The organism is Streptomyces sp. MMG1533 (genome assembly GCF_001279775.1).
Taxonomy (GTDB): domain Bacteria; phylum Actinomycetota; class Actinomycetes; order Streptomycetales; family Streptomycetaceae; genus Streptomyces.
In genome coordinates this window covers 1-15952 of sequence record NZ_LGDG01000224.1, presented here as the reverse complement: position 1 = coordinate 15952, position 15952 = coordinate 1, and the positions used below count along the sequence as shown (strand labels likewise).

The window sequence follows — 15952 nt, the reverse complement described above, 5'->3', positions numbered from 1 at the left end:
CGGCCCGCCACCGGGGTACTACTGGCGGAACCAGGCCTGGTTGGCCCCTCCGTTGCAGCTGTACACGCTCACCTTGCTGCCGTCCGCGGTGGCCTGCCCGCCGACGTCCAGGCACTTGCCCGAACCCTCGTTCACGACCTGCCCGTTGGAGTTCAGCAGCCACTGCTGGGAGGCGTCACCGGTGGCCGTGGGTGAGGCCACCAGTCCCGAACTCCCCGCCGTCAGAAAGCCGTTTGCGCCCTTCAGCCGGCCCTTCACGTCGTACGACCAGGACTGCTCGGCCCCGCCCGTGCAGGCGCCGATCACCGCGCCCGAGGCGTTGGCCGTCAGGCACTTGCCGGACTGCTTGCCCTGCCAGGCACCGGTGACGGCCGAACTCGGGGCGTAGCTCTTCTGGTCGAGGACGTACGTCGTGATGGAGCGGCCCGGAAGCGACGCGGAGACCGTGCCGCCCCGGACGGAGGGCTTGGTGACGTTCGCCCAGTTCTCGTCGGCCGACGTCCGCACGGCCTTGCTCGCCCGCACCGGAGTCTTGCTGTTGAAGTGCAGGTCGAGGGCCGTCTCGGTGGTGTTGTGGTTGTTGACCACCACCACCCACTTGCCGTTCTTGTCGTACGTCGACACCTCGACGCCGTCCGGCACCCCGGTCACGTTGTGCGCGACCGAGCCCGGCTTGACGAATTTGCTGTACTGGCCGAGCGCGTAGTAGCGCTTGGTGTAGTACAGGGTCTGGTTGCCGTTGGTGGCGTAGTTCGGGTCGTAGTAGATCAGCCCGTCGTTCCAGCCGTCGTCGTTCTTCGCGTACGGGTCGCTGCCGATCATCTCCGACAGGGCGACCCACCAGTGGAACGCCGAATCGTGCGCGGTCGCGAAGTCCTTGTAGATGATCCGGGACAGGTTCAGACCGCCGTCGATGGTCGGGTCGTACTCCTGCGCCCAGCCCGTGCCGCCCTTGCCGAAGCAGCAGATCTCCGTCGACCAGGACTCGATGCCGGCCGCCTTGGAGGTCTCGTAGACCTTCGCCCGGTTCGCGTCACTGGGGTTGTCGTACGTGTGGTGGGCCAGCTTGTCGACGTACTGGGCCGTGCCCGGCTGCGAGATCCACTGCGGGACCTCTTCGTTGAACTTGACCGTGCTGGTCGACTCGTCGGCGATGATGCCGGTCTTCTGGCGGCGCGCGTCCTGCTCGGCGCCCAGCGCACGCACGATGTCGTCGCGCTGGTCGACGTTCACCAGCATGCCCTCCTGGCCGCAGCTGTCGAAGCTGTTGGTCGGCTCGTTGAAGGGGCTGATGTAGTCGAACCTCTGGCCCAGCTTGGCGAAGTGGTCGGTGACGTCCGCGACGTACTTCGCGAAGTCCTGCTCGTTCTCCGCCTTCAGATAACCGCCGCAGCTCTTGGCGTTGGTCTTCCATTCGGCGGGCGCGCTGTTCACGAACGCGACCAGGTTCTCGACACCGTACTTCGCCGCGTAGGAGAGGAAAGTGCGGCCGCCCTTGTCCTTGCTCCAGTCGTACGTCCCGTCGTCGTCTCGGAAGTCCTCGGGGGCGCGGGACGGGGTGGTGACCGCCGTTCCGCCGCCGCCGATGTTGTAGCGGTAGTTGCTGAGGTCGAGGCCGCTGGAGGAGAACAGCAGTGCCGCGACCTTCGCCTGGACCTTCGGGTCGAAGTTCTTCAGGTCGTTGACCCACCAGGCGCCGGAGGCACCGATGTTGTCGATGGTCTGGGCGGCGTGCGGGGAGACCTCGGCCAGCGTGGGGGTGGCGGCCGAGGCCGTCGGGGCGGATATGAGAGGCCCGGAGACAGCTAACGCGGCCGCGGCTGTCAGCAGGACCGATCTCCTGGGGCGGGGGTGAGTCACGTGCATCCCTTCCGTCGTCATGAAGGTGGTGCGGTACGGCTCCTTGCGGGGGTGGTGCGTTTGCCGTTCCTCTGCCCGACCGACTGCAGCGCCCCTTCCAGCGCGAACGTCGCCGCGCCCAGGCACACCGGGTCGGTGGGGATCGGGGAGAGGACGATCTCGGTGGCGGCCATCGGCCGCGGCAGCGCGTGCCGGGCCACGGCCTCGCGCACCTCGGCGACCAGCGGTTCGCCGAGGGTGGCCGCGACCCAGCTGCTGAGCACGACCACTTCGGGGTTGAACAGGTTGACCAGGTCGGCGATGCCGGCGCCGAGGTAGCGGGCGGTGTTGCGGACCACCTTGAGCGCCACCGGGTCGTGCGCGATCATCCCCCGGGCCAGCGCGTCGATGGTGGCGGTCTGGTCCTCCGGGTGCAGCAGCAGGCTGCGGGGGCTGAGCTCCCGCAGGTTCAGCATGATGCCGGGCGCCCCGACGTACGTCTCCACGCAGCCGTGGTTGCCGCAGTGGCACAGCCGGCCGTCCAGCACGATCGTGGTGTGGCCCCACTCGCCGGCGCTGTTGCTCACGCCCCGGTGCAGCCCGCCGCCCAGGACCAGGCCGGCGCCCACCCCGGTCCCGAGGTTGACCACCACGGCGTCCCCGCGCCCGCGCGCGGCTCCGAACCACAGCTCGGCCACCGCGCAGGCGCGCAGCGGGTTGTCCAGGTAGAGGGGGTAGGCGATGTGCTCGGTGAGCAGGTCGAGCAGCGGCACGTCGTGCCAGTCCCAGTTGGGCGCGTACTCCGAGATGCCGGTCGCGCGGTCCACCTGCCCCGGCACGCTCACACCGACGCCGAGCACCCGGGCGCCCTCGATCCCGGCCTGCGCGACCACCGAGCCGACGGCGGCGGCGACATGGCCGACCACCTGCTCGGGGCGGCTCTCGCCGGGGCGGACGTCCTCCTCGGCGCGGGCCAGGACGTTCAGCGCGAGGTCGAACAGCTCGACATGGACGTACGTCTCCGCGATGTCGACGCCGATCAACGCGCCCCCCGACGCGTTGACGGCCACAAGACCCCGGGGGCGGCCTCCCGCCGAGTCCTCGAAACCGACCTCCGTGATCATCCGGAGGTCGAGGAGTTCGCCGACCAGCGTGGCGACGGTGGCGAGGCTCAGACCGGTGGCGGCCGCCAGCTCCTGCCGGGAGGTGGGCGACTCGGCGATGATCTGGCGCAGCACCTCGTAGCGGTTCGCGGTGCGGATGTCCCGTGATGTGCGCTTCACCGGCCCGGCCCCATCCCTTCAGATCGTGCCGGGACGACATCGGCACCGGCGCGGCGCAAGGCTATGGGCTGCGGGGGACTTTCGACAAGGGGTTAGGAAAGGGGCTTTATAAAGTCAGTCGGCGAGAACGCCCTGTACGAAGGCGTTGGCGAATTTACCCGCCGGGTCCAGCTCCCGCGCCAGCACCCGGAAGTCGTCCAGTCGCGGGTAGAGACCGCGCAGCACCGCCGCCGGCACGGCGAACACCTTCCCCCAGTGCGGCCGCGCGTCGAAGGCGCCCAATGCCTCCTCCAGCCGCCGCACCACCGGCAGCACCGCCTCCGTGTCCTCGACCCAGGTGAAGTGCAGCGCCACGGTGTCCCGGCCGTACGCCGGGCTCAGCCACTGCTCGTCGGCGGCGACGGTACGCACCTCGCAGGTCTGTAGTACACCGGCGACCGCATCTCGGATACCGTCGATTGCATACAGTGCGTCGACGGCATACGGGCGCGGCATCAGGTACTCCGACTGCAACTCGGTACCGCTGCTCGGCGTGAACTCGGCCCGGAAGTGCGGCAGTCGCTCATGCCACGGCCCCGCCACTCCGAACTGCTCCGTGCAGTTGACCGCCGGCATCCCCGGCACCGGGTGCATCTTCTCGACGGCCGGCGCGGCCCACGGGAAGTCCGGCAGCGGCTGGTCCGTGCGCCGCTTCAGCCACACCTGCCGGAAGCCGGGCTCACGCCAGTCGGTGAACAGGCTCACGCTGTACGCCGTCGCCGCCACGGTCTCGAAGTCCAGCCCGGCCAGGGGGAGTTCGGTGAACACGTGCTGCTCGACCTCGAAGGAGGGCTCCAGGTCGAGGGTGAGTGCCGTGACGACACCGAGGGCACCCAGGGAGGTCACCGCACCGCCGAAGCGCTCGTCCCCCCGTCCGATGACGACCGTCGACCCGTCCGCCGTGACGATCTCCACCTCGCGCACGGCCGAGGCGAGCGGACCGTTGCCGACGCCCGAGCCGTGCGTGCCGGTCGCCACCGAGCCGGCCACCGAAATGTGCGGCAGGGACGCCATGTTGGGCAGCGCCAGCCCGTGGGCGTGCACTCGGCGGGCCAGCTCGGCGTAGCGGACGCCGCCGCCGACCCGTACCGTGCGGGCCGCCGTGTCGACGTCGACCTCGTCGGGCAGCGCGGCCAGCGACAGCAGCACCCCGCCCGGTCCGGGCTCGGCGATCTCGTTGAAGGAGTGCCCGCTGCCCAGCACCCGCACCTTCGCGCTGCCGGCCACGAGCCCGGCGAGTGCGGTGAGCGAGTGCGGGCGGTGCAGCTCCTTGGCGAGGTAGGTGATGTTGCCCGCCCAGTTGGTGACCGTCTCCGTCATTCCTGTCGTCCCTTTCGGAGAGTGCGTTGCGTTGACCCTCTCATTTGCCGCCACCTACCGTAGAGAGCGTTTTCTATCGCCATGCTGCCGAGCCGGAGGGTCACCACCTTGCCCGAGCGTCCCCAGGCATTGTTCGCCATGACCGCCGAGAACGTGCCGCTAGTCTTCCCGCCCGAGGTGCTGGCACGGCTGCGGGAAGCCGTGGACATCGACCCCGCCGTGGTGGCCGAGGACCTCACCGACGCCACGATCCAGGAGACGCTCGCCCGCACCGAGATCCTCGTCACCGGCTGGGGCTGCCCCCGTCTCGACGCGACCGTCCTCGACGCGGCCCCGAAACTGCGCGCGGTGCTGCACTCGGCCGGCTCCGTGAAGAGCTTCGCCACCCCCGAACTGTGGCAGCGCGGCATCGCCGTCTCCTCGGCGGCCGAGGCCAACGCCGTCCCCGTCGCCGAGTACACCCTCGCCATGGTCCTCCTCGCCGGCAAGGACGTTCTCACCGGCCGCGAACGCCTGCGCACCGAGCGCGTCCACCCGGGTTGGGGGCTCATTCCGGGCATCGGCAACCACGGCCGCCGCGTCGGCATCGTCGGCGCCTCCCGCATCGGCCGCCGCCTCATCGAGCTGCTGCGCCCCTTCGACCTGCGTCCCGCTCTCACCGACCCGTACGTCGACGAGGCCGGGGCCGCCGCACTCGGCGTACCGCTGCTCGGCCTCGACGACCTGCTGCGCACCTCCGGGATCGTCACGCTGCACGCCCCAGAGACCCCGCAGACCCGGCACCTGATCGGCGCCCGCGAGCTGGCCCTGATGCCCGACGGCGCGGTGCTGATCAACACCGCCCGCGGCGGACTCGTCGACCACGACGCCCTGGTGGCCGAGCTGCGCACCGGGCGCCTGGCCGCGATCCTCGACGTCACCGACCCCGAACCGTTGCCGGCCGACTCCCTCCTCCTGGACCTTCCGAACGCCTTCGTCACCCCCCACCTCGCGGGCTCGCAGGGCAACGAGGTGGCCCGGCTCGGCGCGAGCGTCGTGGCGGAGGCAAAGCGGCTGGTGTCCGGCGGCCGGCTTGCCCATCCGGTGGATCCGCGGGCCCTGGAACGGGAGGCGTGAGGGCCCGGACCCCGGCCAGCACCCCCGTACCGGGGCATAGTGCGCGGCGCGGGGGACCCGGCACGGCTCACGCAGGGGCGAGGGCATACCGTGAGGAGTCGTACGTCCGATCCGGGAGGAGACACGGGATGGGCAGCCGTACCGCGCTGGTCGAGGATCTGATGGAGCGATTCCCGCACGTACCGCGGGAAGCCGTCTTCAAGGAGGATCTGCTCCGGGGCGGGGTGGCCTTCGATCCATCGGCCCTGAGCGACACCACCAACGAGGCGGCCGGCGAGGTCAAGCCGAAGTCGTACTTCATCTTCTCCTTCGACCACGGCACCCTGCCCGAGCTCGGCGAGGCCGCGCTCCGGCGCCCGCCGGAGGAGATCATCCTCACCGGTGGGCCGTACGACCTGCGGCGGACCGTGGTCTCCGTGCGCGTCAACCCGTCCTCGCCCTACCGGGTCGCGGCCGACGAGGACGGTGTGCTCGGGCTCTACCTCGACGGGAAGCGGATCTCCGACGTCGGCGTGCCGCCGATGCCGGAGTACTACCGGCACACCCTCGCGAGCGGGAAGTCGGTGATGGAGGTCGCCCCCACCATCCAGTGGGGCTACCTGATCTACCTCACGGTCTTCCGGGTCTGCCAGTACTTCGGCGCCAAGGAGGAGTGCCAGTACTGCGACATCAACCACAACTGGCGCCAGCACAAGGCGGCGGGCCGGCCGTACACCGGAGTGAAGGACGTCGAGGAGGTGCTCGAAGCCCTGGAGATCATCGACCGGTACGACACGGCGAAGGCGTCCACCGCCTACACCCTCACCGGCGGCGCGATCACCAAGACGGTTGCCGGACGCGACGAGGCCGACTTCTACGGCCACTACGCCAAGGCCATCGAGGAGCGCTTCCCCGGACGGTGGATCGGCAAGGTCGTGGCGCAGGCGCTGCCGCGCGACGACGTGCAGCGGTTCAAGGACTACGGCGTGCAGATCTACCACCCCAACTACGAGGTGTGGGACCGCCGTCTGTTCGAGCTGTACTGCCCGGGCAAGGAGCGCTACGTCGGCCGCGACGAGTGGCACAAGCGCATCCTCGACTCGGCGGAGATCTTCGGCGCACGCAACGTCATCCCCAACTTCGTGGCCGGCGTGGAGATGGCCGAGCCCTTCGGCTTCACCACGGTCGACGAGGCGATCGCCTCCACCACCGAGGGCCTGCGCTTCTTCATGTCGCACGGCATCACGCCCCGCTTCACCACCTGGTGCCCCGAGCCGACGACCCCGCTCGGCAAGGCCAACCCGCAGGGCGCGCCGCTGGAGTACCACATCCGCCTCCTGGAGGCCTACCGCGCCACCATGGACGACTTCGGCCTGTCGTCGCCTCCCGGCTACGGCCCGCCCGGGCCCGGTCGCGCGGTGTTCTCCGTCAGCTCGTTCATGGACAGCCTGCCGGCGGCGGAATCGGCGGCGGTATAGGTGAGTCGGACGGCGTTCGCGTCCGTACTACAGGCAGGAGTCGAAGGGGCGCGGCCGTCCTGTCATGACATTTGAACAGGGCGCTTGTCAGTTGTGTGGGGGACGTGAAAAACTCCTCCCCTGCCGCGAGGTTCCCCCCAACTCCTTTGCCAGTATGGCGAGTTGACCTCGCCTGTCTACGCAGGAGACCCATGCCCGACCTGCCGACTCCCCAGGACGCCGCCGAGGCCGCGCTGCTCTCAGAGTGCTGGGACGCCGTGCTCTCCTACGCCGACCTGTGCACGTCCGGCTCCACCTCGGCCACCCAGCTGGCCACGGAGGCATTCTCCCTCGGCATGCGCGAAGCCCGCGACGCTGCGACCGCTCCCGCCCGCAGCGCCGGCCGCCGCCCGGCCCGGCTGCCCAGGATCCCGCTGCTGCTGACCGCCGTACGCAACACGGCGGCTGCCTGGGAGATCCAGGGCCAGGGCCACAAGCTCGACCCCCAACTGCGCCTGTGGCTCAACTCCGACAAGGCCGCCCGCTACAACGGCCCCCCGCTGCAGCGCCCGCTCGCGCTGCGTGGCCTGCGCGACCTCCAGGAACCGGACGCGGCCCTGCTGTGGCTGGCCGAGGTGGAGGCGCTGCCGCTCACCGTGGTGGCCCGCAGACTCGGTCTCGACCCGGCCGTCGTGGGGGAGGAACTCGCCCAGGTGCGCGGCCTGTTCCGGGACCGCTGCCACCGCAACCACCTCGACACGCCGATGGACGCGCAGTGCCGCAGCTACGCCCGGCTGCTCGACGCGGTCACCCGCTCGCCCATCGCCGACACCCCGAACGACCTCTCCCGGCACCTCGCCCGCTGCGTGGAGTGCGCGGAGGCCGCCGCCTGTCTCAGACTGCACGGAGGCGGACTGCCCGCCGCCCTCGCCGGCGGAGTGATCGGCTGGGGCGGCCTCGCCTACCTGGAGCGCCGCCGCCGGGCCGCCGAGGTCCGCCTCGGTGCCGGGCGGCCCGGTTCGCCGGACAGCGAGAACGGCCCGCCGAACCCGGGCGCGCACAAGGCGCGCGTCGTGCGCAACGGCCTCCTCGTCGCGGCCGTCCTGGTCTCCATGCTGGCGCTCGCCGTCTCGATGATGCCGGGCGCCGGCACCGACAACGGTGCCGCGTCACCCGGCGACTCGGCCGACCGCCAGCCGGTGGCGGACCCGCGCTCGTCCGTGCCGTCCATCGACGAGTTGCCGTCCGACTCCCCGGCACCGACGGCCTCGGGCTCGCCGAGCACCTCCCGGGCATCCGCCGGGACGAACCCCGGCACCACGCCCCACGGCACGGCCTCCTCCACCGCCCCCGGCGGCTCCGAGCCGGACCCCGACAAGAGCGAACCCGCCTCCTGCGAGGTCACGTACGACCTGGTCGGCGAGTGGCCCGACGGCTTCCAGGCCACCGTCACCGTCACCACCGAAGACCCCCTCGACTCCTGGAGCGTCGCCTGGTCCTTCCGGGACGGGCAGCAGGTCGGCCAGATGTGGGACGCGAGCTTCACCCAGAAGAGCTCCCGGGTCACCGCCACCGCCGCCGACTACAACAAGACGGTCCCCGCGGACGGCAGCCTCGCCTTCGGCTTCCTCGCGTCCTGGCAGGGGAAGAACTCGCCGGCGTACGACTTCACGCTGAACGGGCACAGCTGCACGACGGCCTGACACCCCGGCGGGAGAACCGCCCGGCCGTCCGGCTGCCGTGAAGCCGGGACGACGCATGCCGACCGCCCCGAGAGGCCGACCGAGCCGGGTGCCGGCGAACTGGGCCGCGCGGGTGAATGTCGCCGGGCTGCCCGCCGAAGGCACCGGTGGCACGGAATCAGTGACAGGTGAACGTTGGCAGGGGTGTGTCGTGGCGGCCGGGGCAGTGGGGATACGAGCGGGCCCGGAAGTGGCGGGTCAGCAAGAGCGGGTGGTACGTACCGCTGCTCGTGCTGACCTTTCTGGGGGCGCTGATCCTGTTGTTCCTGGCCGTCACGGCCGTCTTCACCCTGGCGGGCATGAACCGGAAGCAGGACCCGAGCTTCTGGTCACCGATGCTGTGGATCGACTCCCAGTGCGCCGAAAGCAGCTTCTCCTGCAGCGTCCTCCAGTCCGTCTTCATGCCCTTCCTCACTCTCGCCCTGGCGACCGTCGCCTACCTCTGCTTCCGGTTCAACCGCGTGCGCAGGGCGTATCTGAAGAAGGCCCTGGAGGCCCCGCACGAGCTCGTGGAGACGGCGGGCGGCATCTTCGGCGAAGTGGTGGGCCGCGACCAGCTCTGCGCCGTACTCATGGAGGACCTGCGGGACAGCCGGTTCCGCCGTACGCACGTCGTGGTCGGCGGTGTGGGAACGGGCAAGACGGCCCTGGTCGTGCTGCTGACCCGGCAACTCGCCCGGTACAACGCCGTCCCCGTGCCGCTGCGCCTGCGCGGGGCCGAGGGAGACCTGGACTTCCGGCAGCTGGCGCTCGAGCGGTTCTCCCGGGAGGTGCAGGGCCACATCCGATCCGGTGGCGAGGGGGAGAAGGTGTGGCGGCGGCTGTGCCAGCAGGGGCGGATCGTCGTCCTCGCGGACGGGCTGGAAGAGGCACTCACCGGTGAGCACCTGGCGGAGGAACGCGACACCATCATCCGGCTGGCCATCCGCCGGGCGAACGACCAGGGGCTGCCGCTGATCATCACCTCACGGCCCCACGACTCGCTCCGGGGGATGGAGGCATCCCTCACGGAGCTGGAACCGTTGAGTGAAGAGGCGGCTCTGAGGTACGTCTCCTCCGGCGACAGCCTGGAGGACCGGCAGCGGCTGGACTGGATCGTGGAGAAGGCGGGCATCGCCGATGCGCCCACCTATCTGCAGATCGCCAGAGAGCTCCACGAGGAGGGGCTGCTCGAGCGTGCCGCGGCCCGGCGCTCCGAGGGGGAGGCCGTGGAGACGCGCGGCGGGGACCGGGCCGCCCTGCGCTTCCATCTGCTCGACACCTGGATCAACGCGCTGATCAGCGGTCGCTTCCGTCCCGAAGTGCCAGTCAGCCAGGAGGAGCGGCGGGCGACGATCCACTATCTGTCCGCACTGGCATGCACCGGACTGGCAGCGGACTCCTCGGAGGTGCGGTTCGCCGACGTGGTCGACGACCAGGACCTCGCGCGGCCCCGCTACCCGGAGATCGTCCGGGAACTGATGAGAAGGGTCGAGGACAGCCGGCTCGACATTCGCCTCGCCGCGCACTGGGGTGCGCGTATGGGGCTGGTGGAGATCGCCGGGGACCGCGTCCGCTTCCAGCACAGCATCGTCCAGGCTCACCTCGGAGCCCGGTTCATGAACGCCGTGATCCATCCCGACGTCCCCGGTGAGCGGACGGAGGGGTCCTACTTCCCCGCGGCGCTGGAGAAGCCGGGACGCGAGCTGCTGATCGCCATGGTGCTCTACTCCCGGACGTCCGAAGGCTCGTGCGTGCATGAGGAGACGGGAGCGGGCCCAGAGCCCTGGTGCCCGGTGGCGGCCGCGCGCGACCTGCTCCTGAACGCCGCCTGCCGGGCGCAGCTGGCCAGGGGTGAGGAGCCGGGATCCCCCGACGAGCAGGTTTCCGGCGCCGGGGACTCGTCCGCGCGCACCCGTGCCTTCTTCGGACGCACCCTCCATACGAACGCCCTCGAGCTGTACGCGGCGGCCCTGGAGATCGACAGCGTCGACGCCGAACCGCAGCAACACAGCATCGCGATGCGGCTGTGCACCTCCTGGCCCGACCTGCGTGCCCGGGATCCGCGCACCCTGCAGGTGGCCAAGTCCCTGCTGGTGTCGCGCTTCGGCGAGGCGATGCGTGGTGTCGCTCGCCGGCGGACCCTGCAGCCCGCCTATCTCGAGCTGTTCGACATCGCACGCCAGGAGCCGTCGTACCCCATCCGCGTGGCCATCGCGCAGGAGATCGGGGCCGGTGGCGATGCCGCCTTCGCGGTGCTCCAGCCCCGGCTGCGCGGACCTCAGGTCGCCCAGGGCCGGTGGATGGAGCGCGGGAACGAGCAGGAGGTGGTCCTTGAGACGTATGACGCCCAACAGCCGGAACTGATCGCCGAACAGGGGACCAGGAGGCACCGCCGGGCGGAGGGCGACGTCGCTCGGGCCAAGCGTGAGCTGCGGGAGCGGGAGCGACAACGGCACGAGGAGTTCATGCGGGAGGCGGAGGAACGTGAGGCCGAGGAGAAGGAGTGGCGGGACAACACCATGTGCGCGTGGCTGATCCCCCTGCTCGTGGGCTCGGTCACCACCCATCGTCATCACGACACCCCCTACGAGTTCCTGGAGAGCTGGGTGCGGCGTGTGGGCGTGCCGGAACAGCCGGACGTACCCGCCCTCGACCTCACCCTGGAAGTGGCACTGGCCCAGGGGTTCAAATACGCGGCCAACCGCAGGCACCGCCATCCGCACGCCCGCCCCGAGGCGCGCGAGTACCTGAGCGAGCAGGCCTGGGACATGCTCAAGCGCACCCGGTTCTGGTTCACCCGGCTCACGCTGCTGCACGCGCTGACGCTCTGGAACATCCCCGACGGCGGCGCCGTCACGCGCCCCGAGCACGGACACGGCTCCGATCCCGCGGAACAGGTACGCCAATGGCTTGCCCTCCCGGCCGGGGAGCCGCAGCATCCCTTCGTGGAGGCCGCCGCCGAACTGTGCGTCTGGGCGCTGCAGTCGCGCCGGCCCGAGCGGTTCGTGTGGATCGACGAGTGCGGCATCGCCGCCCACGTCGGATCGCAGACCGCCTCGCAGGACGACGTCCGCAAGCACCAGTTGTGGATCCCGTCCTCGACGGGCTGGAGCACCCTGCACCGGCGCGCCCAGCAACTCCTCGCCGACGTGCTCCTGCTGCTCAACCTCGCCGAGCGGGGCGACTGGCCCAAGGACCGGCTCCGTCGCCTCCAGCACACCGTCCGGCCCGAACTGCCGCCCTGCCTGACCCGGGACCGCAGTCCTCTCGACCCGAGCCGCACGATCGTCCGTACGGCGGCCTCACAGGCGGGCTCCAACTGCCGGGACGACTGTGCCTTCGAGCTGTGTCCCTACCCGCCCAAGGGCCTCGACGGACACCGGGTGGAGCTGAGCCAGGCCTTCTGCCGTGCGCAGTCGACCCTGTTGTCGAGGTCGGGCTCCGTCCTCCGCCCCGGTGCGAGCTGGCAGCGGGGCGTGGACATCGGCGAACTCAGGGAGTTCTGGGAGCAGATGGGGCAACGGGCACAGGACAACCCCCGGCCTCGGTAGTCCCTCCGCGTACGAGGCGCACCCGTGCCGGGCCGGGGAGGGCCGTCGCGGAGCAGCCCGAGGACCTCTCGGCGCAAAAAGCAGTGGCGTCCGGTCGGGGCCTGAAGCTAACGTTTCCCTCGTTCCTCAGCGGCCGGTCGGCCGCTGTCGTCGGCTGAGCAGGACCAGGAGGTGTGACCGATGGCTGTCGTCGAGATGGGCGCTGCCCGCATCCGGAAGTTCATCCATTCCACCTCCGTGGTCTCCGGCTGACCTCTTTCTTCTCCCACGCCTGCGTGCGTGTGCCGGGGCCACCCTCCTGAAGGGTCACCCCTTGTCTTCCTCATCTCTCCTGGGTCCGTCGTCGACCTCACATCCTCTGGCTCCGTACGGCTGGGACGGCGCATGGGCCGACGAGTTCGCTCCCCATGAGCCCGAAGGGCTCCTGCCCGGGCGGGTGATCCGGGTCGATCGCGGGCAGTGCGACGTGGTCACCGCCGACGGGATCGTCCGGGCGGACACCGCGTTCGTCACCCCGCACGACCCGATGCGGGTCGTGTGCACCGGCGACTGGGTCGCCGTCGAACCCGCGGGCAACCCGCGCTACGTACGGACGTATCTGCCACGCCGTACGGCCTTCGTGCGCTCCACCTCCTCCAACCGGTCCGAGGGGCAGATCCTCGCGGCCAACGTCGACCACGCGATCGTCGCCGTGTCGCTGGCCGTCGAACTCGACCTGGGCCGCATCGAGCGGTTCCTCGCACTGGCCTGGGAGTCCGGGGCGCAGCCCGTGGTCGTGCTGACGAAGGCGGACCTGGTGCCGGACCCGGTGACGCTCGGGCATCTCGTGCAGGACGTCGAGACGACCGCGCCGGGTGTGCCGGTGCTGCCGGTCAGCGCCATGGGCGGGGCCGGGCTGGAGGTCCTGGTCGCCGTCGTCTGCGGTGGTACGTCCGTGCTGCTCGGCCAGTCCGGCGCGGGCAAGTCGACGCTCGCCAACGCGCTGCTGGGCGAGGACGTCATGGAGGTCCGGGCCACCCGGGACGCGGACGGCAAGGGACGGCACACGACGACCACCCGCAACCTGCTCGCCCTGCCCGGCGGCGGTGCCCTGATCGACACGCCGGGGCTGAGGGGCGTCGGCCTGTGGGACGCCGAGAGCGGCGTCGGACAGGTCTTCTCCGAGATCGAGGAGCTGGCCGCGCGCTGCCGGTTCCACGACTGCGCGCACGAGAGCGAACCGGGGTGCGCGGTGCTGGCGGCCATCGAGGACGGTGTGCTGCCCGAGCGGCGGCTGGACAGCTACCGCAAGCTCATCCGGGAGAACCAGCGGATCGTCGCCAAGACCGACGCTCGGCTCCGGGCGGAGATCAAACGGGACTGGAAGCGGAAGGGAGCGCAGGGGAAGGCGGCGATGGAGGCGAAGAGGGGGCGCTGGGCGTAAGGAGACGGGCGCCGGGCGGCCGGAGCGCCGACTCGGCGTCCGATTTCCGCCAGCCCCGGTCCTGGTCCTGGCCCACACTGGATGACGTGATGGACGAGGACACCAGGTACGAGGCGGTGCGCAGCCGGGACGGGCGGTTCGACGGCGAGTTCTTCTTCGCCGTCGAGACGACCGGCATCTACTGCCGGCCCAGCTGCCCGGCGGTGACGCCGAAGCGGCACAACGTCCGGTTCTTCGCGACGGCCGCCGCCGCGCAGGGCTCCGGGTTCCGGGCCTGCCGGCGGTGCCGGCCGGACGCGGTGCCCGGCTCCGCCGAGTGGAACGTACGGGCTGACGTGGTGGGCCGGGCCATGCGGCTGATCGGCGACGGTGTCGTCGACCGGGAGGGCGTCGCCGGGCTGGCCGCCCGGCTCGGCTACAGCGCCCGGCAGGTCCAGCGGCAGCTCACCGCCGAGCTCGGCGCTGGGCCCGTCGCCCTCGCCCGGGCCCAGCGGGCGCACACCGCGCGCGTCCTGCTGCAGACCACGGACCTGCCGATCACCCAGATCGCGTTCGCGTCCGGCTTCGCCAGCGTGCGCCAGTTCAACGACACCATGCGGGACGTGTACGCCTCGACGCCCAGCGGGCTGCGGGCCGCCGCACCGTACGGCGGCCGGGCCTCCCGCCGTACGGCCACCCCGAGCGCCGGGATCCCGCTGCGGCTCGCCCACCGGGGGCCGTACCGGTCCGGACCCGTCTTCGACCTGCTGGAGGCCGAGGCGGTGGCGGGTGTGGAGGAGATGAGCGGGGCGCGCGGGCGACGCACGTACCGCCGCACCCTGCGCCTGCCGCACGGCACCGGAATCGTCGCCGTCGACGAGCAGCCGGGTGCGGCGAGGTCCGCGTCCGGCGCCCATCCGGGCGGCTGGCTGGACGCCCGACTCCACCTCACCGACCCGCGCGACCTCACCACCGCCGTGCAGCGGCTGCGACGGCTCTTCGACCTCGACGCCGACCCGTACGCCGTCGACGAGCGGCTCGGCACCGACGAACGGCTCGCCCCGCTGGTCGCCGCCCGGCCGGGGCTGCGCTCGCCGGGTGCCGCCGACCCGGAGGAGCTCGCGGTGCGGGCGCTCGTGGGGCGGGCCGAGGCGGAGCGGCTGGTCCAGCGGTACGGCAAGACGCTGGACGCCCCCTGCGGCAGCCTCACCCACGTCTTCCCCGAACCCGCCGTCCTCGCCGGGGCCGAACCCGACGGCACCCTGGGCGCCCTCACCACCGCCCTCGCCGACGGCGCCGTACGACTGGACCCGGGCGCCGACCGCGACGACGCCGAGGCGGCCCTGCTCGCCGTGCCCGGCCTGGACGCCCGCACCGCGGCCACCATCCGCACCCGCGCCCTGGGCGACCCGGACGTCGCCCCACCCGGCCCGGACACCCCCGACACCTGGCGCCCCTGGCGCTCGTACGCCTTGCAACACCTTTGCGCAGCAGGGGAGTTGGCGTACTGATGACCACTGGAGTACCGATGAGCACCGGAGCAGTGATGACCACCGGAGTACCGATGAGCACCGGAGCAGTGATGACCACCGGAGTACCGATGAGCACCGGAGCAGTGATGACCACCGGAGCAGTGATGAGCACCGACACGCACTACGCCACTGTGGACAGCCCCGTCGGTCCCCTCCTCCTCACCGCCGACCCGACCGGCGTTCTGACCTCGCTCTCCGTACCCGGACAGAAGAACGGTCGTACCGTCCAGGAGGGTTGGCGACACGACCCGGGCCTCTTCCGCGCCGCCGAGGAGCAGCTCATCGCCTACTTCGCCGGTGAACTCAAGGACTTCCGGCTGGAGTTGCGCAGCGAAGGCAGCACCTTCCGCGAGCAGGTCTGGGCCGCCCTCGACACCGTCCCCTACGGCGCGACCACGACCTACGGTGAGATCGCCGCCCGCATCGGCGCCTCCCGGGCCGCCGTACGGGCCGTCGGCGGCGCGATCGGCGCCAACCCGCTGCTGATCCTGCGACCCTGCCACCGGGTGATCGGGGCCGACGGTTCACTCACCGGGTACGCGGGCGGGCTGGAGCGCAAGACGAGGCTCCTCACTCTCGAAAGGCATTCCGCTGCGGGTCGGTACAGCTAGGGCCTAGAAGGTCGATGAAGATCTTGGTGAGGGGCTGTCCGGCCGTCAGGCCGGACAGCCCCTCCGGTCATGCACCGGCGGGTGCGAGGTGCCAGGTGC

Annotated in this window: 10 protein-coding genes; 7 read left to right on the top strand and 3 right to left on the bottom strand. The window is 71.2% G+C overall.

The window, feature by feature from the left end; all coding sequences use genetic code 11:
• Positions 1-18 precede the first annotated feature (18 nt).
• The 3 genes from ADK57_RS26045 to ADK57_RS26035 form a co-directional block, all read right to left on the bottom strand.
• On the bottom strand, positions 19-1866 hold the full coding sequence (locus ADK57_RS26045) for a glycoside hydrolase (protein WP_078973340.1): 1848 nt from the start codon (positions 1864-1866) through the stop codon (positions 19-21).
• An 11-nt stretch (positions 1867-1877) separates the two neighbouring features.
• Entirely contained in the window at positions 1878-3122 is a 1245-nt protein-coding gene (locus tag ADK57_RS26040; RefSeq protein WP_053751996.1) for an ROK family transcriptional regulator, read from the bottom strand.
• A gap of 114 nt (positions 3123-3236) precedes the next feature.
• Complete coding sequence (locus tag ADK57_RS26035; protein ID WP_053751995.1) at positions 3237-4481, bottom strand: FAD-binding protein; 1245 nt, start codon at positions 4479-4481, stop codon at positions 3237-3239.
• A 108-nt stretch (positions 4482-4589) separates the two neighbouring features.
• Between ADK57_RS26035 and ADK57_RS26030 the strand changes: the two genes are divergently transcribed.
• The 7 genes from ADK57_RS26030 to ADK57_RS26000 all read left to right on the top strand — a co-directional run bounded on the left by ADK57_RS26030 (position 4590) and on the right by ADK57_RS26000 (position 15853).
• Entirely contained in the window at positions 4590-5597 is a 1008-nt protein-coding gene (locus ADK57_RS26030) for a hydroxyacid dehydrogenase (protein WP_053752043.1), read from the top strand.
• A 128-nt stretch (positions 5598-5725) separates the two neighbouring features.
• Complete coding sequence (locus tag ADK57_RS26025; protein WP_053751994.1) at positions 5726-7054, top strand: radical SAM protein; 1329 nt, start codon at positions 5726-5728, stop codon at positions 7052-7054.
• 191 nt (positions 7055-7245) lie between these two features.
• Positions 7246-8736 (top strand): cellulose-binding domain-containing protein, encoded by a 1491-nt coding sequence (locus tag ADK57_RS26020; protein WP_053751993.1) that lies wholly within the window; start codon positions 7246-7248, stop codon positions 8734-8736.
• 167 nt (positions 8737-8903) lie between these two features.
• The gene (locus tag ADK57_RS26015) at positions 8904-12308 is read left to right on the top strand and encodes an NACHT domain-containing protein (protein ID WP_053751992.1); all 3405 of its coding nucleotides are present in this window, start codon (positions 8904-8906) and stop codon (positions 12306-12308) included.
• A gap of 313 nt (positions 12309-12621) precedes the next feature.
• The gene (gene rsgA, locus ADK57_RS26010; protein ID WP_078973339.1) at positions 12622-13731 is read left to right on the top strand and encodes a ribosome small subunit-dependent GTPase A; all 1110 of its coding nucleotides are present in this window, start codon (positions 12622-12624) and stop codon (positions 13729-13731) included.
• Between the two features lie 89 nt (positions 13732-13820).
• Positions 13821-15221 (top strand): DNA-3-methyladenine glycosylase 2 family protein, encoded by a 1401-nt coding sequence (locus ADK57_RS26005; protein ID WP_053751991.1) that lies wholly within the window; start codon positions 13821-13823, stop codon positions 15219-15221.
• Positions 15222-15346: 125 nt separating this feature from the next.
• Positions 15347-15853: a methylated-DNA--[protein]-cysteine S-methyltransferase gene (locus ADK57_RS26000; protein ID WP_053752041.1), complete on the top strand. Its 507-nt coding sequence runs from the start codon at positions 15347-15349 to the stop codon at positions 15851-15853.
• Positions 15854-15952: the final 99 nt, after the last annotated feature.